The following is a 21,077-nucleotide window of genomic DNA, read 5'->3' as shown; positions in this document are numbered from 1 at the left end:
TGTGACTAATCGAACTATAATTATTAAACAACAATACTATGTGTAATAACCGCAGAAATCCGGTGAACTGTATTTTACCTCCCTATATTCTTGAAAAAATTGATCAGACAAACAATTCTGACCTTGGCGATCAGATCGTACTGACAGCACAGGCAACTGCCCGGTTCAGAAGCAAAAGAGCATCCTTAAATGAAATGACAAAAAAGGGTAAAGCAGGTTTTTTGCGAACGGTATCCGGTGACACAGATTTGGAGGGCGTTTTACCAAAACCTAAACATTTAATTTACGATGCTGGCGGCCTACCCATAACGCCAGGTGAGTTAATCTGGAAGGACGGCGATCCTGCGCCCAAGGATAAAGATGCCAAAAATGTGCTGAATGGCGCGACTCAGACATGGAAATTTTATTACGACCTGTTCAAAAGAAATTCGATAGATGGGATCGGCATGCCGCTGACACAATGCATTCATTACCGGGAAGATCCGAGAAAGCCGTTTTCAAACGCGATCTGGGATGGTGAGCAAATGATCTACGGAGATGGAGATACCATATTTTTCGATAGCTTCACCAGGGATATTGATATCATTGCACATGAACTTACCCATGGTGTGATCGATTACAGCGCCAAACTGGAGTATAAGTTTGAGAGCGGTGCACTTAATGAGTCGTTCGCTGATGTTTTTGGCATCATGGTAAAACAACGTGCAAAAAAAGAGAGCGTGAAAAAATCAAATTGGCTTATAGGTCAAAATATTCTGCTCGGGGATGAATACGCCCTGCGTTCCATGAAAGAGCCCGGTTCAGGTTATAAAAATCACCCCGGGATTGGCGACGATCCACAGGTTGCCGTGATGAGCGATTACATTAATATGTCGCAGCATCAGGATAATGGTGGCGTGCATTACAACTCGGGGATTCCTAATTTTGCGTTTTACGTGGCCGCTTTTAATTGCGGAGGAAATAGCTGGGACAAATTGGGTAAGGTATGGTATGCAGCGATGACCGATAAAATATTAATGAAAAAGAATTCCAAATTTTTAGATGCAAGAAATGCTACATTAACAAAGGCTGAACTGTTATTTGGTAAAGCATCGCAGGTGTATAAGGCGGTGGGCGAAGGCTGGGATGCAGCGGAAGTAAAGTAATAATAACTTATCCAAATCTGAGATGAAAATAATACTCACAAAAAGCGGCGGACTGATTGGGAAACCTCAGAGGGCCGAAATTGACCTTGATCTTACCCCAGAGCAATGGAGGAAAATGAAAGATTTGCTCAAGAAAAAGAAGCCATCTAAAACGGTAGCCGATGGTTTTAATCAATACGTGGAAGCAGAAGGTGAGGACGACACAACTTTAATTGATCCGGTAAATTTGCCCGTGTCATTTAAGGAACACTATGCGGAGCTGGAAAAAAAGCTGGACTATCTAAAATGAGTTACTGATAAATATGCAAAAAAAGACTTTATTCCGCCTGATTCAACCCTGAAATCTTAACGAATCAGGCGGAACTATTTAATATGTGTCTTCGGTATTACTGCGCTTTTTCTTTCTCTAACCACTCATTTATCCCGCCGTATAGACTCCGCACTCAAAATATACTAACATTTTTAAGTGTTAAATACAGGAATCCTATATCCGACAAACCTATTTTATTTTCACATGACCACGTGTTGATGACTAGCCCTGAAAGTCAGACCAGTGGTTAACCTTAAATGAATTGCCACCCTTCTTAAGCGTCAAACTTAACGCCGGATACGTTGCAGCTTTGCAGGCAATATTCTGGTGTTCCAAATCAGATTGATCATAAAAATTACAATCTTAAAGTGGCAAACCAAATTAATAAAGTAGTTAACATCGCAACTCAACGTTTCCAAATATTAGAACCCACTCTTCTCAGTCCCACTACCCTAACAAAAAACCGAACAGTATAAAGGAAATTAAATATATTAGCCACCACCAAAGAAAACTTAGACTACCAGATTACCCGCCGTCAATGGACAACAACAAACTAAGCACTAAGCCGCATTATCAAATTTTAGACGGACTGCGGGGTGTGGCGGCTATTATTGTGGTTTTTTTTCATCTTACCGAGCCGCTTGCCAGTAGCCGGCTGACTAATGTTGTAAATCATGGTTACCTGGCTGTTGATTTTTTCTTTTTATTGTCCGGCTTTGTAATTGGTTATGCTTACAACGACAGATGGGACAAATTAACCATCAGCGGTTTTCTTAGGCGCAGGTTCGAGCGGCTGCAGCCACTTGTTGTATTGGGCATGACGCTCGGTGCCATCGGCTTTTACTTTACAGACTCTACGATATGGCCGCTTATCCACACAGTTCCGCTATGGAAGCTGCTCGTCGTGATGATCATTGGATGGACGATTTTACCTGTTCCACTGTCTATGGATATACGCGGCTGGCAGGAAATGCACCCGCTTAACAGTGTTGGCTGGTCTTTATTTTTCGAGTATATCGCAAACATTCTTTATGCCCTGGGTATAAGAAAATTATCCGATAAAGCTCTGGCATGTTTTGTGGCTATGGCTGGTGCTGTCCTTTTGCATTTGGCTGTCACCAGTACCAACGGAGACGTAACCGGTGGCTGGACGCTAAATGCCGAACACATGCGTGTGGGAATAACGCGTACGATATTCCCGTTTTTTGCCGGTTTGCTTTTATCGCGCGTATCGCGGCCAACCCGGGTCAAAAATGCTTTTTTATGGTGCAGCCTGCTGGTCGCGGCCGTTTTAGTTATGCCAAGAATTGGCGGTGCAGAACATCTTTGGATGAATGGTTTGTACGAATCTTTTTGTATCATCATTGTCTTTCCGCTGATCGTATACATCGGTGCCAGTGGTGTGGTGCATAGCCAGGTGGAAGTGAAAATTTGCAGATTACTGGGCGATATTTCTTACCCCTTATACATGACGCATTATGTGCTGGTCTACTTTTACGTGGCATGGGTGAGCAATCACAAGGGAATTTCATTATGGCAGGCCTGGCCATACGCCCTGCTCACATTTTCTGCCGCTATCGTGCTGGCTTATATAAGTTTAAAGTTATACGATGAACCTGTAAGAGCGTGGTTACGTGAAAAGATAAAGTAACGAAAGTATGTTTCGCTGAATCAGAATCCTCAATTTCTACAAACGTTTTTGTATCATCCCGCCCTCACCGGGCTTATACCAACCAAAGGATATGCTTCTTTCCAAAGTATTTCCAGGAACTTTTAAAGCCAATTAATCTGTCTAATCTAAAAGGACCTTGAAATACGCTTAATGAAAAAAATAGGATTTTTATCGTTCGGGCATTGGTCTAACCATCCGGCGTATAAAGCCCAGACAGCAAGTGACACCTTGCTGCAGTCTATTGACCTGGCTGTGGCTGCCGAAGAAATTGGTTTAGACGGTGCTTATTTTCGTGTCCATCATTTTGCAGCTCAGTTGGCATCGCCGTTTCCATTGCTTTCGGCTATTGGCGTTAAAACAAGCAAAATAGAAATTGGAACGGGTGTAATTGACATGCGTTATGAGAATCCGTCATACATGGTGGAAGATGCCGGTGCTGCGGACTTGATATCCGGAGGCCGATTGCAGCTGGGTGTCAGCAGAGGGTCGCCGGAACAGGTAATTGACGGCTGGCGTCATTTTGGATATGAACCAACTGAGGGAGAAACCGACGCTGATATGGGTCGCCGCAAGGCACTGGAATTTCTGGAAAGATTAAAAGGAAAAGGATTTGCGCAGCCAAATCCCTACCCGATGTTTCCAAATCCCCCGGGATTGCTGCGTTTGGAACCACATTCGGAAGGATTGCGGGAACGTATCTGGTGGGGCGCTGCTTCTAATGCAACTGCTGTTTGGGCGGCCGAAAATGGCATGTATCTTCAAAGTTCCACCTTGAAATACGATGAAAGCGGTAAGCCTTTTCATGTACAGCAGGCCGAGCAGATCAGGTTGTACAAGGAAGCCTGGAAAAAAGCAGGACACCAGCGCGAGCCGAGGGTTTCGGTAAGCCGGTCTGTTTTCGCATTGGTAAATGACCAGGATCGCTATTACTTTGGACAGGAGGCCGACCGCAGGGATAAAATCGGAATGATTGAACAGGACAAACGCGCGATTTTTGGTAGAAGCTATGCGGCGGAACCGGATCAGCTCATCAAAGAACTGGCCCAGGATGAAGCTATTCAGGAAGCGGATACCGTTCTTTTGACAATACCCAATACTTTGGGAGTCGATTACAACGTACATGTGCTGTCCTCGATTTTGGAACATGTAGCACCCGGGCTTGGGTGGCGTTAAATTGTACACTGGCATTATGCCAATGAGAGCACAGGCTCAGGATACCAATCGTGTGACTGCAGACGGTTTGATTCTGGCTTGTGCTCTTTTTGTATTTTGACCCAACCACTTGCGTGAAGGCGTAAAGCGGCACGATCCAAACAGGATGAAAATAAATTGCCAAAGGTTTACAACTAAACTGGCGATGATAAGGTCATGTAAAAAACTATAACCTTATCATCTTATGAAAATCTCCAAATCTGTTATTCAGGCTGTTGCTGCCGCCGTTATCGTAAGCAGTGTGGTTTCCTGCACAAGCGGGCTGATTAATCCTGAAAAGGAAAAAGGGAGTAAAACCAAAAACGTCGATCCGTGCCCGGGTTGCGGAATGGGCTGATACCGGAAACATGTCCACAATCTTTTCTTCCGTAGCCTGTAACCTTGATGCCAATATCCTGTTGGCATCATTGCCCCTATTTGAAAGTGATCAGATCGAAGCTATTGAATGGTCATTTGACGCTTTATTCAAAAATGATGAGCTGCCTCTCTGGTTTAACAATCTGATTCTGGAATTCAGCAGCCATAACAGGTTAGTCGGGCATGGCGTTTATTTCTCGCTTTTCTCGGGAAAGTGGATGCCTGAACAACATGATTGGCTGAAAAAGTTGAAGGTATTGGCTGAAAAATACCGGTTTGATCATATTACAGAGCATTTTGGTTTTATGACCGGTGAGAACTTTCACAAAGGCGCGCCTATGAGCATCCCGCTCACTGCAGGCACTATGTCTTTAGGTATTGATCGCCTTCACAGAATACAGGATGCCTGTAATTGTCCCGTTGGATTGGAGAACCTTGCGTTTGCCTACTCTATCGACGAAGTTAAAAAACAGGGGGATTTTATTGGAAAACTGGTCGAAAGCATTAATGGCTTTATCATCCTTGATCTTCACAACCTTTATTGTCAAATTCACAACTTTGATGTGGACTACCAAAATATCATCGATTTATATCCACTGGGCAGAGTGCGTGAAATTCATATTTCGGGCGGAAGCTGGGACAAACAATTGACACGTACAGGAAAACCGATCAGGCGGGATACGCACGATGATGCCGTGCCGGAAGAAGTTTTCCGGATTCTATCGGCAGTGATTCCCAGATGTAAAAATCTAAAATATGTTGTTTTGGAACAACTTGGAACGGCCCTGGATTCGGAGCAAAAGCGTAAGGCATTTCGGAAGGATTTTCTAAAAATGGACGCTATTGTCAAAGAATCTGCGTTCCAATTTTACAATAACCCGGTTAATGATTTTAGACCATATCAAACCATTATACCGCATCCGGTTCCCCTTGAAGATCTTTCGTTTTATAACCAGCAACTACAACTTTCAAACATCCTGGAAACGGCTGTCGATCAGGAAAATGCCCGCCATCTGCTATCAAAATCCAGCCTTAGAGATTCTGATTGGGAAGTTGAAAAATGGGAATCCGGCATGATTCAGACCGCAATAGCCATTGCACAAAAATGGAAGGAAGGATTTTAATCCGGTTTGGATTGCTTCAATCAAAAAAAGCTGGCCATCACAATTGGTGACGACCAGCTTCAAAAACTATCGTTTTATTAATTAGTCTTATCAAGACTTTTTACATGTTCAGCATGCGCTTTGACCACAGGCAAAGTCTTGTCGATAAAAGCTTTAAGGCCGGCATCTTTCACTTCTTTCTGGGCATCTTCAAAAAGTTTTACAGTTTGATCGTGATCTTTTTTCATTTGCGATATGTAGGCTTTGTCAAAATCACTTCCACTTTTACCGCCAAGATCGGCAGCCGCTTTTTGCTTTTCTTCATTTGGTGCCGAAGGCAAGGTAATACTTTTGCTTTCCGCCAACGTTTTTAGCTCATCATTTGCTTTTGAATGGTCGGTCACCATTTGTTTTGCAAATTCTTTCACTTTCGGATCGGTAGCTTTTTCTTCAGCAATTTTGCTTAGTGCAACTTCTGCCATACCTCCATTTGCCGCTGCTACTGCAAATTCAGCATCGTCTTCGGCGAAGGCAGCTGTCGAATCAGAAGCCGCATCGTCGGCAACTGCTTCGTTAGTACTGTCGGCAAACTCAGTTGTGTCTGTTGTCTCGGTCGATTTGGACCCACAGCCTGATAACATTGCTATGGTTGCCAGGGTCAGGAATGTTGATGCAATTTTCATTGGTAATGACTTGTTTAAGTGGTGATAAAATTTTTTATGCCGGCTATCACCGACATAGTTGCACCTAAACATACAAAAAGCATGCCCACTCCGATAAACAAAAGAAATCCCCGATCACTTCGAGACACCGTTAGCCGAATGCAAAAGCCGACATGCTGTTTTTCGGTTAATGGTATTCGATAGGGTGAGATAGCGTTAACATGGTGCGCAGCAATGGTAATAACATCCCATAATTTAGCTGCACTTGATTCTTACTATGGCCGGGAGATATTGTTTTCCACGAGATAAATCTGGCTTTAATTGAATATTGTTCTGACATTTGACATCCGTCCTTGTTGTAATAAATTAGCCAGTTGAGATTCTGAGCTAGGTGTAATTTTTCGTTTCAGATTACAAGTTTCGTCTTAAAATCCGATAAAGTTTGACAACAAAAGTTTGTAAACACCCAGTAAACTATTCACCCAAGAAATGGAAAGTTATCAGCCATATCATGAGATTTTTCGACGGAGTTGTGACTTTCGTGTCAAATATGAATTTTTACCACTGGATAATCCGACTGGCTATCAGTATTTACCATCAAGTGGTGAAGCATGCAGGTTAATGTATCAGGGAGCCAGACTGGATTTCCAATATCGTGATAATCTAAAATTTCCAGGCCAAGGTTTTATTATCTGGCCGGAGTTTGAGGATCCTGCCGGTTTTTTAATACTGGGAAAATGGATTCCAATTGAACCTTTCGGCACTGCGAGGATGTGGATAATTAATAGGGATTTTATTACTATTCACAAACAGGAGCTTAGCATCGGCACAAAGGGCTATATGATTAATGGCAGTTCCAAAGTGGCAACGTGTGAAGTGATTGAATTAAGCAACCATTTACAAAATTAGAATTTTACCTTCTCACAAAACGATCCGAATGAAATCGAAATATCTTTCCCTTCCAGGATCATCCTTGAATATTATATTGAATGATCGTACAGAGAAAGAAGTAAATAAAGGAATGTCAAAACTTATAACTTCTAAAACTGAGGATGTTCGACACCACCGTTTCTCTTCTGGCTCACTTGTGTCTAATCATTATTGGTTTATCTGGCTTTTTACTTCTGAGTAATAAACTGAAAACCGAAGTTGCAGAACCTCCGGTAAAGCAGCTTTTCTGGATATTCGGAATATATGGAGGGCTGATTCTCTTGATTTTACACTTACTCAGTTGGCAATATTCAGGTATGGCTTTTCTTGGTCTTCTGGCTGTCGCGGGGATAGCTCCTGTAACGGGCCTTACCGTTTCTTACTCCCTGAGGCGATCCAGACGAAAGTCGGAATCTCATCAAATCTTATTTATCCTTGGACTGCTGTATACCCCGGTAGCTGGGTTGCTGCTTGTTAGTTTATTTTTATTCATAACTAATTTCGGAAGGAATATTTAACTATGACAGTTTCTGAAACAGATTTGCTTAATGAATAAGCTTTCTCACCTTACATTAACCGAAATTTCAAACTGATTTTAAATCGAGCAGCTATCTTTACCAACTAACATCGAACCATATCTGCCATGGAAAACGAAGGAATTAAAAAACGTCTATACTTCAGTATGTTTTATCTTCACAACGGACAATCGTAGCTTAATCGCGTATTGGTATCCATAATCAGATACATTATTTTTATTCACAAGCTCAACAAAATTTACGCTCCAGGCAGCATGCCCAAGTACACTTACAGAACTGCGACGAGTTCAGATAGCGAAAAGCTCATCGAAGTTGGCCTGAAATCTTTTGGCCAAATGAAAGATCAATTAACCGACAGTAACTGGAAAAGATTGGAGGCATATCTGACAGCAGAAAATACCTACCCTGATTTGCTAAACAAATCTACCTGTTTTGTTTGTGAGCACCACGACGGTATTGTGGGAATGGCGTTTTTAATACCTAGTGGTAATCCAACGGATATTTTTGATGAGAATTGGTCGTATCTAAGAATGGTAGGAGTCAATATCGAATATGCAGGAGCCGGGATAGGAACCGCTCTGACCCGGATGTGTATTGATCATGCAATAAAAACCAACGAACAAACGATTGCCCTACATACCTCGGAATTAATGAATGCTGCCCGTTATATTTATGAAAAACTTGGATTCAAAAAAATCAGGGAACTTGATGCCAGATTCGGGAAAAGATACTGGCTTTACTTACTAGAATTGTGATTTTTGTAGCATACCTTATTTTGGATCCCTTTTGCAGGCTGTTGGCAATTTGACGCCTGAGCCTGTATGTTAAATACTATACTGCAATGAGAACAAGTGCTTAAAATATCTTTCGCTTTTAAATTGTCAGGATCTGACAACACACTATCTTGGTTATCAAAAAAGAAGGCCCTCTTTGTTATTTGACAACGAAGGAAAAACGACAGTGGATTAGATTCGATGACCGTTGTCAAAACCTTGACAAAAGCCTACTAAGCCACTGCCGATAGTTCGTTACCAAAAACTTATCTTACTAATACTCATGGCATTTTACACTAAAAGCTCTTCAAGACCAAATTCCGTCAAAACTTTTTCATATTCCACAGCTACAGCGTTGTTGGCCCTTTTAATAATTTCGCCTGTCGATGAGTCAACAACTGTTCTCAATGGCCTTTGCCATTTTGGTAAATTAATAAGATTTACGACTGCATCTGCAACATCCTGCGGATCAGGCTTTGCTGTTTCAAACATTTGACCAATGGCGCTAAACATTTTATCCGGAAATTCATTTATCAATTTATAATCCTCAAGAACTGAGGTGTCGGACCCTACCTGAACCTTTTGGGACATTTCAGTAGGAAAAGCGCCCGGTTGAATAATGGCAACATCAACTCCAAACGGCCGTAATTCATAATGCATACCTTCACTCAAACCTTCCAACGCGAACTTTGAAGCAGCATACACTGCTGAAAAAGGAGCACCAAACCTGCCCCATCCGCTCGAAACATTGATAATCAAACCATCAGATTGTTTACGCATAAATGGTAATGCCAGTTTCATCATTCTCCAGGGAGCAAGAAAATTGACATCTAAAACACGCTGCACATCAGCAGGAGTAGCACTTTCAGCCACACCAAACATGGTAACACCGGCATTGTTTACCAATACATCAATTTTTCCTTCGGTAGTGATAATGGTGTCAAACGCACTTTCCACACTTGCATCATCGGTCAGGTTCACATCCAGAACGGTTACATTCTCTATATTTTCTAACACTTTTGCTTTATCAGCATTTTTTCCACGAGTATCTCTCATAGTAGCATAAACTTTATGCCCCAACGCGGCAACACTAATGGCTGTAAGCCATCCAAACCCGCTATTTGTTCCTGTTATTAATACGACTTTTTTGCTCATTTTTCTGTGAATTGAATTAATGATACAAATGTCGGTATCTAAAAAGGGCGGTCATTTACCAAATGGTAAAAAGCGATTTCAACGAATATTTCGTCTAATTCTGCTGAATGATTGCTGGGTGATCCCAAGGTAAGAAGCGATATGAGAAAGCGGAATGCGGTTGACAAGACCGGGGAAATGTTCAATGAACGATAAATAACGGGTGGTAGCATCTTCTGAAACCAGCGGGCTTCTTCTTTCGATCGTTTTTAATAAACAATTTTTTAATATCAGACCTGTAATGGCATCCCAGCCAACAATTGTATTTCCGATGTCGTCCCAATCCTTCTTTGAAAAAACGAGCATTTTGCAGTCGGTAACTGCCTGTATATATTCCGACGCTACTACTTGCGCCTCAAACTTTTGTTGATCCGAAACAAAATTATTTTCTTCAATAAAGTGATGCGTGATTTCTTCGCCTTTGTTGTTGTAATAGCAGAAACGAACGACACCTTCGAGAATAAATCCAACCTGCCTTGGTATTTTTCCGGCTTCGGAAAAATATTCGTCCTTGTGAAGTTCGATCATTTTTGCTTTGCCCGTAATGAGATCTGTCTGCTGCTTATTAAGATTTCCAAACTGTAAGATATAATCTATGAACTCTTTCATAGGGTAAATTTCGAAATTAATCCGGGAGGTTTATTTACCATTTGGTAAAAAGTTTGATCGAACAGACCAATTCAACTCACCACTTTCTCTATCATTTTCCACCACTTTTCCAATTTTCCTGTCAGATCTTCGATGCGTATTGGTTTAGCGATATAATCATTCATTCCGGCATCCAGACACTGCTGTTCTGTTCCGCTCAGGGCGTTGGCAGTCAGCGCAATAATAACAGGCTGTTTTCCTTTGTTTTTACGTATAGCGGAGGTTGCCTCCAGCCCGTCCAGCACCGGCATCTGCATATCCATCAGAATCAGATCATATTCCTTTTTACCGATTGCATCCAACGCCTGCTGTCCGTCGGAGACAATATCAGGCTGATAGCCAAGCCTGGTCAGCATACTCTTCGCAACAAGCTGATTGACAGGATTATCTTCTGCTACAAGAAGCGTTAAAGGATAGCTTTTCCCAAACTCAGCAGTCATCTTGCCAGAAGCTGTTTTATGGATCACCACAGCCGCGTGGGTTTGTAAAGCATTTAATATATGCTTGCTCAGCTCGTGTTGACGGGTTGGCTTGGTAAGGGCTGAAACAAAAAGTCTGCGATGCACTTCTTTTAGCTCCTGACCAATAGAGCTAAGCAGGATCACCGGCAAATTGGGATGCCGTGAGCGAATCACTTCCGCGAGCTTAACCCCATCCATTTCCGGCATTTGCATATCGGTAATTACCAGATCGACTTTGGGATTAGTGGACAGCAAATCAAGCGCCTGCTGACCCGACTCAGCAAGAATTGGCCGAAGTTTCCATATTTCAAATTGCCTTTTCAGAATGGTAAGGTTAGTCAGGTTGTCGTCCACAACCAGAATTTGCTTGCCTTCCTGGCCTTCCATACTATAATGGACATAGGGAGCCAGAATTTTGATGCCTTTACTCGTTTTTACAGTGAAAGAAAACGTTGAACCCGCGCCCGGCTCACTGACCACCGAAATATCGCCGCCCATAAGTTCAACAATTCGGGCCGAAATAGCCAGTCCAAGACCTGTTCCGCCATACTTACGTGTCGTAGTGGAGTCCACTTGAGAAAATGCTTTGAAAAGCTTATCCAGTTTGCTGTCAGGAATTCCAATGCCGGTATCTCGAACAGCGAAATTAATTCGCAAATCATTCGCATTTCCTACGTCCTCCTTCGTAACAAAGAGACACACTTCCCCTTTTTCGGTGAATTTCATCGCATTACCCACCAGATTGATTAGTACCTGTCTGAGTCTGAGTGAATCTCCTACGATTTGTAACGGGACATTTTCTTCGATATGATAAATCAGATCCAGTCCTGCAGCTGTGGCCCTAGCTCCGAAAATATCCAGCACATCCTCAATGCATTGCCTCAGATTGAAATCCTCATTTTCCAGTTCCATACTACCAGACTCAATCTTTGAAAAGTCGAGAATATCGTTGATTACATTGATAAGCTGATCGCCGCAATTCACAATTGTTTCGGTAAATACACGTTGCTCGTCGGACAAATTTGTTTCCTGCAGCAAAGCCGCCATGCCAATCACTCCATTCATCGGTGTACGGATCTCGTGACTCATCGTGGCAAGAAAAACGCTTTTTGCCTGATTGGCCTTTTCTGCTTCATTGCGCGCATATTCAAGTTCAGTATTGGCTGCCAGTAGTCTGACATTGGCCTCTTTCTGAATAATTTCGTTACGTTTCCGTTCCAGTGAAAGTGCAGCTTCTTTTTCCAATTCTGCCATTTTAGCAGACTGTCCCAGTTGAAATTCCACAGATTTTTTCATGGTGTAAGCCCACAGCCCGCAAATGAAAAATATCACTGCAGCCAGCAAAATATGAATGACAAAAGTCATCAGGTCAAAATATTCGAGCCGTGTAAAATATACTTCCGTATAACCTGAGTTCTGCAAAAAGCCAAAAACTGCGTGATGTATCAGCACAACCAGCATCATCGGAATTTGCAATTGCCATTTGCGGTATGTGATCAGCAGTGCACTACCTATAAATGCAAAAAAATGCATCTCAAACAATCCATGCATCTGGTAAATAAACTGCGCCATATAAATACCCAGCACGGCACTCAGTACATACTGATAAAGGTCCGACGCAGGCAATAGCCACTTGGTAGAATAATAGGCGATCATCAGGATACCTCCCACCCCAAATGCAATAAACCAGGTATCATAAAATCCGGCCAAAAGCAGACCGAGCAAAAAGTATCCGATCAGAAAATAATTCATGGATCGGTCTGAGCTTTCCTTTACCATAAAAAGGTTATAAGTTTTTTGGAGTAAATATATTTTCAATTGCCTTGTAAGACAATCTGCTTATTTCTTACAATACGGCAGACTACATCCGTAGGATCTCAACGCCTCATCGTCGAATGCCATATCAGGAGAATTTCCGAGCAGTCCTGCAAGCGCAATTTTTGCGTAATTTGTACGCTCGTCTGTGCAGTAACGACTTTTGTTATAGTTGCCACGGTAGAAAAGCTTGTCCTTTGAGTTGATCAAAACAGCCTGAGGCGTCGAATAAACTCCACATTCGCTGGCAATACCTGCATCAAAAATGACCGGTAAATCCAGCCCCAGTCGATCCTTTATCTGTTGTGCGCTAAACTTTTTCTCGCTCATCACCACAACGGCAAAATCGACCTGCTTACCATACATACGCACAAGAGACCTGAAATGATTGATATTAAATTTCGAACAAGGGCACTCCGGATTAAAGAAGTGAAGGAATCGTGGCTTTTTATCAGCGCTTTCCGGTATCCCGTGCACCAAAAGCTTACTCCCCACTGCAACATGTTTGTAGTTAGCTGGAACAGGCGTGGGCAACAGATATACCCATGAATTATACCAGAAAAGCGTTATTACTGCCGAGAATAACATCAGCAGCCACAACATTGTCAGTTTTTTTTTCACTATTTAGATAAAGGCGTCTACATTTCGTTCCGTATCCGGATGTTTTAGAAAGCACCCTGGCATGTAGCAGAAAAATATTATATACTACAAAAAAACAGATAAAATTTCGATCTGTCATCATATTTAACTAGCAAAATTCGCACATTTTTACTACAAAAATTCTACACGAGCTTGGTAATTATATTGTCACCTCCGGAGTGATACGAAATTATAATAGGTATTGACGGATCTGAAGCAAATTTCAACTACTGCAAACAGACCAAAATTAGGATGAGATTTACTTAGCTAACCATGGTTTGTAACAATCCTTATTTGCTTCATGCCTACAACCTGCTGCTTGAACAGTACAGTTTTATGTTTTAAATTTATTGCAAAGAACATTGAGCTAATATATCATTTCCAATATTTAAACTGGTTTAAAGTATGACAGGTTTATTTGAAAATACCGGCAAATCCCTGGAGACATGGCTGGAAATAATTGATGCCTCTGCGGCACGAAAGCATAAAGAGATAATCGACTTCCTGCAAAAGGATCATAGCGTTTCCTACGGTTTTGCCAACACCATTGCCCATAAGTATAATAAATCAGATGCTGCGTCTTACCAGGAAGAATATCTGGTTAAAAATCAGTATAAGGGCAAAGAAAACTTAATTCCCGTATATGAATTACTTATACACCAAATCACGACTTTTGGTGATGACATTACGGTTGCTCCCAAGAAGGATAGCGTAAGTGTTGTAAGGAAAAAACAGTTTGCATTGATCAAACCAGCGACAAAAAACAGAGTCGATCTTGGGTTGAAATTTAAGAATAAAGCGTTTGACGGAAGGCTGGAAAATTCCGGCCCATTCGGAGCCATGTGTACACACAGGGTTCAGCTGTTTACCGCCGAAGACGTTGACTCCGTCGTATTTGATTGGTTACGCGAAGCTTATGAGGAATCCGTTTAGCGAACAATCAGAACTTTCTGTAGTGGGTCGGATAATCGAGAGCTCTTTTCGCCGGGTTTGGATAAAGTATAAATGACTGATGAGCTTGCTTGCACGACACATGAATAGGCGGATTTCCCATCAACATCAATCTGCTTTAATCGATTGTAACTTACTAAAAGCAGGTTCTCATCCATAAACTGATAGGTTCAAGATTCTTCGACTCTCCTTTACCATTCGTAAAGCCGATCTTTTCAAACTTTATGACATCAATGCTACTTTCAATTTCAAACCCCGAATTATTATTTTCGGTGGTTGTATGACCAGTTTAACAAATTACTTCCACCGGACTTCGTTGCGGTAAAATTTACAAGTTTGACGGGCAGGGCACTATTGTAAGTATGTCTTAAACTTACAAGTGTTAGGAAAGGAACCGGATTATTAGCATCTACCGTATCAGATACACTATATAAATAACTTCTTTACTTTTTACAAAGTCTGCTTCGGAGGCTCGAATCCTGTCGGAATAGTTGTTACATAACTGTCTGAATTAAGACCTTCCTTAAAGATTGGCGCTTCGTAAGCAGCATAATATGTTGCACAGCCCCGATACCCCCGCGTTATTTAAAATTCGATCTTAGGGGGTGTTTTAGGCATATCACCAAACATGGGCGACCTCGGATCGCAAAGCCAGTATCAAACTGCTTTTTATCATTTATTTAACGGTAAGAATTTGACCAAAATCATCCATATCTTGTTAAGTTAAGAGGCTCATTGGCAAATAATTGATACCTGAATTAAATCGATAAAAATCTTCGCATGAAAGTAAATATTCCGGCAGCATCAGTTATTCTTTTTGGATTTATTTTATCATGCACCTCAAAGCAGAACAAAGACATTGATAATAATCAATTGCTCGGTTCAGGATTTGGGATAAACGGCGTAACACTCGTAGTAAAAAGCTTGGACAGTGCCCGGAATTATTATGCCACTGTGCTTGGATTCGCTATGCCAAAAGCTGAAAATTTCGAACCGGGTCTTTACAGGGGTACGCTCAGCACCTTGGTTAATTTTCCGGATCAGTCGTACCTCGAGCTTCTTGCGGTAAACGATACAGGGAAGGTAGCGGTGAAAGATTCTTTTATCACGTCTTTGCGTAAGAATAATCAAGGTGCCCGCCTTTATTCGATATCAACTTCCTCAACTGACACAACATTCCGGTGGCTCAAATCAAAGGAATTAGCAACAGATTCTATTATGTCGGGCCGGACTGCGAAAAAGAAACCAAAGGGATGGAGCTTTGACGACGGAGGCGCGCAATGGCGCAGTGTCGAATTTGATACGATTAATCCGCCCCCGTATCTTCCTAATTTCACGGAGTATGTGGGCTATCCTTATACAGATCTGAAGGAAGATTGGAGCCCGGCCGGGTGGCGCAAATATTACGACAGCAATCCTAACGGCGTAGTAGGAATAACGTCCCTGCTGATTGTGGTGGAGGCCTTGGAACCTGCACGTAAGAAATTCAAAAAAATTGGATTTAGAGAACTGGAAGCCAGCGACACTCTTGCCCGCTTTAAAGTGGCACATAAGCAGGAATTACAGTTAACCGCCCCAAAATCTTCCGGTGATGCATACAGCAGGTTCTTAAAAAAACGTGGACCGGGTGTGTATGCGATGCGCTTTGAAGTGAAGAATCTGAAAGACACCCGCGACTTTCTGAAAAAAAAACTACCGGCAAAAGCCATGCTTGCCGACATGGCCAACAAACGTCTGACCGTATTTAAAGAACATGCTTATGGTGTCCAGCTTGACTTCATTCAGGAGTCGAAAGAGCAGGCTGCGCTGGCCAAAATATACGATTTCAAAGAAGACACGAAACTTAACAGTGCTTCATTGAATCATGCTTCACGTATTTATGCAAAGTACTGCGCGTTGTGCCATGGCAAAGACCGCGAAGGTTATACCGCAGATAACGCACCTTCACTACGTTCCCATGCATTGATGGCAACTACGTTAAAACCAAAATCAAGTTATAATTATCTCGAACACACTATTTCTTACGGACGGCCAGGTACTGCCATGGCGCCTTACGGAAAGAGTCAGGGCGGTCCGCTTAGTTACGATGAAATTGAACTATTACTAAAATGGCTGCATGAGAAAAGTGGCGTCAAAAAGCCGATCGAAATGTCAGCAAACCCGGTAAGTGGCAATGTTGTACTTGGAAAAGGATTGTACGTAAAACATTGTGCATCCTGCCACGGTGCGGAAGGAGAAGGTTTAAACGCTCCCGCCCTGGGGAATCCGATGTTACTGGCTACGGCTAGTGATGAGTTCCTGCGTTATACAATAACAGAAGGAAGGAACAATACGCCTATGCCAGCATTTAAAGACAACCTGAGCAAAGTTGAAATTAATGCGCTTACAGCCTTTCTCAGAAGCAGGGCTTCGGGCTGGAATGCTCCCGAAGCGGTTACAATAAAAGAGCCGTTGCCAAAAGATTACGTATTGAACCCAACAAGAAAAGCACCGAAATTTGCCTTGCGGGAAAACCTGTATGTATCTGCGGTTCAGGTAAGAAAAGCATTACAAGAAAATGCACGGATAGTAATTCTCGACGCCCGTTCTAAGGCGGCATGGCATCAGACGCATATTCCGGGAGCCGTTCCTGTGCCTTACTATGAAGAACCCGACAAATTCATCAAAGACATACCCAACGACAGCACCATGATTGTTGTCTACTGTGCCTGTCCTCATGCGGCATCTTCCAAAGTAGTTAACACATTAAGACGTTTTGGCTATAAGCATACCGCAATTCTCGATGAAGGAATTCTGGTATGGGCACAGCGAGGTTACCCTGTTGAATTTGGGCAGGATAGTAAGAAAAAGAAATAATGTAGCCGCTCGTTGGTAAAGTATAAATGTACCAATTTGTCAGAGTAAACTTTTTGATGATGGCTGCACAACTAAAACCTGGTGACCGCCAGCCACATTTCTGAATATGATATTCGTCCATTTATCCCAATCGACTGGCGATGGCAGCAAAAACGACATTTATTAGTTTATTATTTCTCACTAATATTTCCTACGCGCAACTTTCGCAGAGGTTTGATTCGCTTTTTACTGCATACCATAAAAACGGTCTTTTTGATGGAACTGCGCTGATTGCCGATGATAGCGGGATTGTCTATCAGCAATCATTCGGTTTCTCAAATCAGGAGCATAAGATTCCAAATAAGCCCGCTACGGTCTTCAGGCTTGGTTCACTTGAAAAGCAATTTACAGCAATGCTCATCATGCAGCTTGTTGAAAAAGGGCACGTAAGCCTGACTGGAAAAATAAGTGACTACCTTCCTCTATACCGAAAAGATATCGGCTGTAAAGTTACAATCGAACAACTTTTGGCCCATACCTCAGGAATACCGAATTATACTGCTTTTCCAAATGTCTGGAATGACTCTTTGAGACTTTGTTACGAGCCATCTTACATCCTGAAACAATTTTGTAGCCGGGACCTGGAGTTTGAACCCGGGACTAAATTTAAGTACAATAATTCCGGCTACTTTATTTTGGGCCAAATCATAGAAAAGGTTACAGGAAAACCACTTTCAGCCGTGATAAAGGAAAATATTCTGACACCCGCAGATATGGTTCACTCCGGCTTGGAAGATCACATTTTGCCAGATTCGAATAAGGCTACAGGATATTATCGGCTCGCCGGCACTTATGTAAACGAGCCCTACATATACGTCCCAAATACAGTTGGCTTCGCCAGCATTTATTCAACCGCCTATGATCTATACCTGTGGGATCGCACGCTTTACACCAACAAGTTGCTATCAAACAATTACTTACGATCCTACCTATCAGCACTCTTCAAGGTTGATCCGGAATATAGTTACGGTTTTGGATGGGAGCATGCCCGACTTGTAATATCTGTGAATGATACTGTCGAGACAATGGAACATAGCGGGGCCATACGTGCATTTCGTTCAAATATCTTCAGAATAACATCAGAAAGAAAATGTATTATTCTGCTTTCTAATTGCGCAAATCAATCATCCTATGATCTTTTCTCACAGGCAATGAAAATATTCCGGATAGGAACCTGGGATAAGCCAGGTAAACTTCTTACCGATACGTTATACAATTTGATCAGAGAAAGCACATCAGACAGTGCTATCGAAATTTATAGAGATTTGAAGTTAAACCATCCGAACAAATATAATTACAGCAGCTCATCGCTTGAACATCTTGGTGAAAGGTTATTGATACTGGGAAAGTATGCCGAGGCTGCTGCCATTTTTCAACTGTCAACAAAGGAATTTCCCTCTTACACAAATGGGTATTTTTACGAGGGAAGGGCTTATGAAAAGTTAGGAAAAAGAAAGGAGGCTATTAAAGCCTATAATAAAGCCGTTCTGCAAAACAAATCTTCCAGAGTATAGATGCTGCATATCAGATTAAATATTTGAATGGTCAAAAATAGAGGTGCCTAAGCAATGAGTTTATTAAAATAGATTCAATTCGAAATTTTAAATTTCCCGGTTCGCCAACAATTCAAATATGTATCTACTACTACCGGATCAGATACACATTCACTGATTTTTTTACTTCTTCCAAAGTCTGCCTGGGAGGTTCAAATCCTGCTGGGACAGTTTGCCTGGCAAAAGTCTGCAAATACAGAACCCAGGCATCCCGCCACCAGATGGCCTCCCTGTGCTGAACTTCCAGCCTTTGGGCAACACTGGCATATATTTGCTCATCAAGACTGCCCTTTGCCATGTCCCACTGCTGCCGCATCCACGAAACGGAATCAGCGCCGGTATAAAAGCGCGTACATAATTCCTCCCAAAGCGTTCTCCCTGTGCTTAGCTTTTCATCCCAGCGAACATGATGAAACCACAACAGATATGGCAATGGTGTTTTGTCAGGATTATTCCACTGCTTCTGCACCTGAGGCTGGTACTGAGCCAGCGCATTGCTTCCCGAGGCTGTACGGTCAAATCCTAATCCGGAAGAATCTGCCCGGTGGTAATATACCGCTGTCCAGTCTGGCCTTGAACCTTTGTTTTGCCAAGGCTCAGGAGCGAAGTGAACACCCATCCAGGGCCGTGAAAGTCCAAGCGGCGTATTGTAGTCAACATAAATTTCCCGGGATCGTAACATCAGCAGTACGATACTTTCCGCTGCTTTCTGATTGCGGGTCAGAGTAAGCGCTGTCCACTCCCGGGCAATCTGCTCAGAGCTAAGCTCATGATCCCAGCTTAACCTGCCGAATGCATACCAGTTGGCCTGGGCCAGCGGATGTCCTGTCCAGTTTCGGTCGCTTCCCGTGTTGGCCACACCCGCCATAAGTGTACGCGAATAACCGTGCAGACTTCCATCGACAACCCTGGCTACACTCGATCCCTGACCATTTACATAAGTATCTGAGTTAAGACATTCTTTAAAGATCGGCGCTTCATAAACAGCATGTGCTGCAAATCCCAGATACTCCTGGGTTATTTGAAATTCGACTCCAAGCGGCGTTTTAGGCATATTACCAAACAAGGGCGAGAACGGCTCTCGCGGCTGAAAATCAATCGGGCCATTTTTTACCTGTACAATCACTTTCGGATCAAACTTTCCATCCAGGGGAACAAACTCTTCATAAGCTGCCTTAAAACGGTCTGCTCTCGGGTCAGCCTTGTAGACAAAAGCACGCCAGATTACAATGCCCTCATAGGGTTTAAAGGCTTCTGCCAGCATGTTGGCACCCTCCGCATGGGTGCGGCCGTAATCCTGCGGGCCGGGTTCTCCTTCTGAATTGGCCTTAACCAGAAAACCGCCAAAATCAGGAATTTCTTTGTAGATCTGAGCTACCTTTTCTTTCCACCAGGCGCGCACCTGAGGATCCAGCGGGTCTGAAGTAGATAGTCCACCCAGTGTTTTCGGAGCAGCAAAGTATACCGACAGGTACGTTTTGATGCCATATTTTCGCATAACATCGGCAATTGCTGCAACTTTGACGATATATTCCTGTGACATGAAACGTGCGCTGGCATTTACATTGTTCAGCACCGTTCCGTTGATTCCCAGCGAAGCATTTGCACGGGCATAGTCCTGATATCTTGGATCAATCACTTCGGGCAGCTCATACCATTTCCAAAGGGAAGAACCAGCGTAGCCCCGCTCGACAGTTCCATCCACATTGTCCCAGTGGTTCAGCATACGGTAACGCACTTTTGGACTGCTTGCTACCTTCAGATTTTCAATCGGAAGCTGCATCTGCATGTGTCTTAAAAGGGCAAATGTTCCATACAAAATACCGCTTTCTGATTTTGAGCTGACCACAATATTTCCACCTGCTAGCGCAATGTGGTAACCCTCGTCCTGCTGATCATTGCTTGCGTCGAGCCTTAAGACGATTCCACCGGTTTTATTTCCAAATGAATTGGTAACAGAAACACTTTTACCCAAAAGATTTTTTAATCCAGTTTTAAGCTCAACGGCTGCGCTTTTTACTATCTCACCTTTTGATGCATTGCCAACAAAGGCTGTAAACCGGAGATACTCTGCTTTGACAGATGCATTTATCACAGGTTCATATTTAAGCCAAAGCCGGTAGCCGTCATCCCCGTCTGCGGGTAACGGATCGGCAGCAAATAATGCCGGGCCGGTCAGGAGAAAGCTAAAAAATAAAAGGATTTTCGTTGTCATTGTGCA

17 protein-coding genes are annotated in these 21,077 nt (G+C 42.7%); 11 read left to right on the top strand and 6 right to left on the bottom strand.

The window, feature by feature from the left end; genetic code table 11:
* Positions 1–38 precede the first annotated feature (38 nt).
* The 6 genes from E0F88_RS05485 (at position 39) to E0F88_RS05465 (ending at position 5,820) form a co-directional block, all read left to right on the top strand.
* Complete coding sequence (locus E0F88_RS05485) at positions 39–1,145, top strand: M4 family metallopeptidase (protein WP_131957167.1); 1,107 nt, start codon at positions 39–41, stop codon at positions 1,143–1,145.
* Between the two features lie 22 nt (positions 1,146–1,167).
* Positions 1,168–1,434: a hypothetical protein gene (locus tag E0F88_RS05480; RefSeq protein WP_131957165.1), complete on the top strand. Its 267-nt coding sequence runs from the start codon at positions 1,168–1,170 to the stop codon at positions 1,432–1,434.
* Positions 1,435–1,993: 559 nt separating this feature from the next.
* The gene (locus E0F88_RS05475; protein ID WP_131957163.1) at positions 1,994–3,106 is read left to right on the top strand and encodes an acyltransferase family protein; all 1,113 of its coding nucleotides are present in this window, start codon (positions 1,994–1,996) and stop codon (positions 3,104–3,106) included.
* A 171-nt stretch (positions 3,107–3,277) separates the two neighbouring features.
* Positions 3,278–4,300, top strand: a complete 1,023-nt coding sequence (locus E0F88_RS05470) for an LLM class flavin-dependent oxidoreductase (protein WP_131957161.1) — start codon at positions 3,278–3,280, stop codon at positions 4,298–4,300.
* Between the two features lie 223 nt (positions 4,301–4,523).
* Positions 4,524–4,676: a chryseobasin-related MNIO class RiPP peptide gene (locus E0F88_RS33600; protein WP_165940000.1), complete on the top strand. Its 153-nt coding sequence runs from the start codon at positions 4,524–4,526 to the stop codon at positions 4,674–4,676.
* A gap of 10 nt (positions 4,677–4,686) precedes the next feature.
* Positions 4,687–5,820, top strand: coding sequence for a multinuclear nonheme iron-dependent oxidase (locus tag E0F88_RS05465; RefSeq protein WP_131957160.1), 1,134 nt, complete (start codon positions 4,687–4,689; stop codon positions 5,818–5,820).
* 77 nt (positions 5,821–5,897) lie between these two features.
* On the opposite strand, the gene E0F88_RS05460 is transcribed toward E0F88_RS05465, so the two are convergent.
* A complete protein-coding gene (locus tag E0F88_RS05460) occupies positions 5,898–6,482 on the bottom strand; it encodes a DUF4142 domain-containing protein (RefSeq protein WP_131957159.1) in 585 nt (194 codons plus the stop codon).
* 468 nt (positions 6,483–6,950) lie between these two features.
* On the opposite strand from E0F88_RS05460, the gene E0F88_RS05455 reads away from it, so the two are divergent.
* Together E0F88_RS05455 and E0F88_RS05450 are read left to right on the top strand one after the other, a co-directional pair.
* The gene (locus E0F88_RS05455) at positions 6,951–7,370 is read left to right on the top strand and encodes a hypothetical protein (protein ID WP_131957157.1); all 420 of its coding nucleotides are present in this window, start codon (positions 6,951–6,953) and stop codon (positions 7,368–7,370) included.
* An 811-nt stretch (positions 7,371–8,181) separates the two neighbouring features.
* Positions 8,182–8,682, top strand: a complete 501-nt coding sequence (locus E0F88_RS05450; protein ID WP_131957155.1) for a GNAT family N-acetyltransferase — start codon at positions 8,182–8,184, stop codon at positions 8,680–8,682.
* Positions 8,683–8,991: 309 nt separating this feature from the next.
* Here the strand turns inward: E0F88_RS05450 and E0F88_RS05445 are convergent, their stop codons facing one another.
* The 4 genes from E0F88_RS05445 to E0F88_RS05430 form a co-directional block, all read right to left on the bottom strand.
* Complete coding sequence (locus E0F88_RS05445) at positions 8,992–9,855, bottom strand: SDR family oxidoreductase (protein ID WP_131957154.1); 864 nt, start codon at positions 9,853–9,855, stop codon at positions 8,992–8,994.
* Positions 9,856–9,933: 78 nt separating this feature from the next.
* Entirely contained in the window at positions 9,934–10,503 is a 570-nt protein-coding gene (locus E0F88_RS05440) for a Crp/Fnr family transcriptional regulator (protein WP_131957152.1), read from the bottom strand.
* Positions 10,504–10,574: 71 nt separating this feature from the next.
* Entirely contained in the window at positions 10,575–12,782 is a 2,208-nt protein-coding gene (locus E0F88_RS05435; protein WP_131957150.1) for a response regulator, read from the bottom strand.
* A gap of 60 nt (positions 12,783–12,842) precedes the next feature.
* On the bottom strand, positions 12,843–13,439 hold the full coding sequence (locus tag E0F88_RS05430; RefSeq protein WP_131957148.1) for a TlpA family protein disulfide reductase: 597 nt from the start codon (positions 13,437–13,439) through the stop codon (positions 12,843–12,845).
* A gap of 423 nt (positions 13,440–13,862) precedes the next feature.
* Between E0F88_RS05430 and E0F88_RS05425 the strand changes: the two genes are divergently transcribed.
* The 3 genes from E0F88_RS05425 (at position 13,863) to E0F88_RS05415 (ending at position 18,817) form a co-directional block, all read left to right on the top strand.
* Positions 13,863–14,390, top strand: coding sequence for a DUF5655 domain-containing protein (locus E0F88_RS05425; RefSeq protein WP_131957147.1), 528 nt, complete (start codon positions 13,863–13,865; stop codon positions 14,388–14,390).
* Positions 14,391–15,188: 798 nt separating this feature from the next.
* Positions 15,189–17,264, top strand: a complete 2,076-nt coding sequence (locus E0F88_RS05420; RefSeq protein WP_131957145.1) for a c-type cytochrome — start codon at positions 15,189–15,191, stop codon at positions 17,262–17,264.
* 140 nt (positions 17,265–17,404) lie between these two features.
* The gene (locus E0F88_RS05415; protein ID WP_131957652.1) at positions 17,405–18,817 is read left to right on the top strand and encodes a serine hydrolase domain-containing protein; all 1,413 of its coding nucleotides are present in this window, start codon (positions 17,405–17,407) and stop codon (positions 18,815–18,817) included.
* Between the two features lie 130 nt (positions 18,818–18,947).
* Here E0F88_RS05415 and E0F88_RS05410 read toward each other — a convergent pair whose 3' ends face one another.
* The gene (locus E0F88_RS05410; RefSeq protein ID WP_131957143.1) at positions 18,948–21,071 is read right to left on the bottom strand and encodes an alpha-glucuronidase family glycosyl hydrolase; all 2,124 of its coding nucleotides are present in this window, start codon (positions 21,069–21,071) and stop codon (positions 18,948–18,950) included.
* Between the last annotated feature and the right edge of the window lie 6 nt (positions 21,072–21,077).

The organism is Dyadobacter psychrotolerans, assembly GCF_004349265.1.
GTDB classification, from domain to species: Bacteria; Bacteroidota; Bacteroidia; order Cytophagales; family Spirosomataceae; genus Dyadobacter; species Dyadobacter psychrotolerans.
This window is presented reverse-complemented; position numbering and strand designations above follow the sequence as displayed.

Excerpts from the sequence above, each read along its gene's own strand:
- E0F88_RS05485 (WP_131957167.1), top strand. The coding sequence starts at position 39 with ATGTGTAATAACCGCAGAAATCCGGTGAACTGTATTTTACCTCCCTAT.
- E0F88_RS05480 (WP_131957165.1), top strand. The coding sequence starts at position 1,168 with ATGAAAATAATACTCACAAAAAGCGGCGGACTGATTGGGAAACCTCAG.
- E0F88_RS05475 (WP_131957163.1), top strand. The coding sequence starts at position 1,994 with ATGGACAACAACAAACTAAGCACTAAGCCGCATTATCAAATTTTAGAC.
- E0F88_RS05470 (WP_131957161.1), top strand. The coding sequence starts at position 3,278 with ATGAAAAAAATAGGATTTTTATCGTTCGGGCATTGGTCTAACCATCCG.
- E0F88_RS33600 (WP_165940000.1), top strand. The coding sequence starts at position 4,524 with ATGAAAATCTCCAAATCTGTTATTCAGGCTGTTGCTGCCGCCGTTATC.
- E0F88_RS05465 (WP_131957160.1), top strand. The coding sequence starts at position 4,687 with ATGTCCACAATCTTTTCTTCCGTAGCCTGTAACCTTGATGCCAATATC.
- E0F88_RS05460 (WP_131957159.1), bottom strand. The coding sequence starts at position 6,482 with ATGAAAATTGCATCAACATTCCTGACCCTGGCAACCATAGCAATGTTA.
- E0F88_RS05455 (WP_131957157.1), top strand. The coding sequence starts at position 6,951 with ATGGAAAGTTATCAGCCATATCATGAGATTTTTCGACGGAGTTGTGAC.
- E0F88_RS05450 (WP_131957155.1), top strand. The coding sequence starts at position 8,182 with ATGCCCAAGTACACTTACAGAACTGCGACGAGTTCAGATAGCGAAAAG.
- E0F88_RS05445 (WP_131957154.1), bottom strand. The coding sequence starts at position 9,855 with ATGAGCAAAAAAGTCGTATTAATAACAGGAACAAATAGCGGGTTTGGA.
- E0F88_RS05440 (WP_131957152.1), bottom strand. The coding sequence starts at position 10,503 with ATGAAAGAGTTCATAGATTATATCTTACAGTTTGGAAATCTTAATAAG.
- E0F88_RS05435 (WP_131957150.1), bottom strand. The coding sequence starts at position 12,782 with ATGGTAAAGGAAAGCTCAGACCGATCCATGAATTATTTTCTGATCGGA.
- E0F88_RS05425 (WP_131957147.1), top strand. The coding sequence starts at position 13,863 with ATGACAGGTTTATTTGAAAATACCGGCAAATCCCTGGAGACATGGCTG.
- E0F88_RS05420 (WP_131957145.1), top strand. The coding sequence starts at position 15,189 with ATGAAAGTAAATATTCCGGCAGCATCAGTTATTCTTTTTGGATTTATT.
- E0F88_RS05415 (WP_131957652.1), top strand. The coding sequence starts at position 17,405 with ATGGCAGCAAAAACGACATTTATTAGTTTATTATTTCTCACTAATATT.
- E0F88_RS05410 (WP_131957143.1), bottom strand. The coding sequence starts at position 21,071 with ATGACAACGAAAATCCTTTTATTTTTTAGCTTTCTCCTGACCGGCCCG.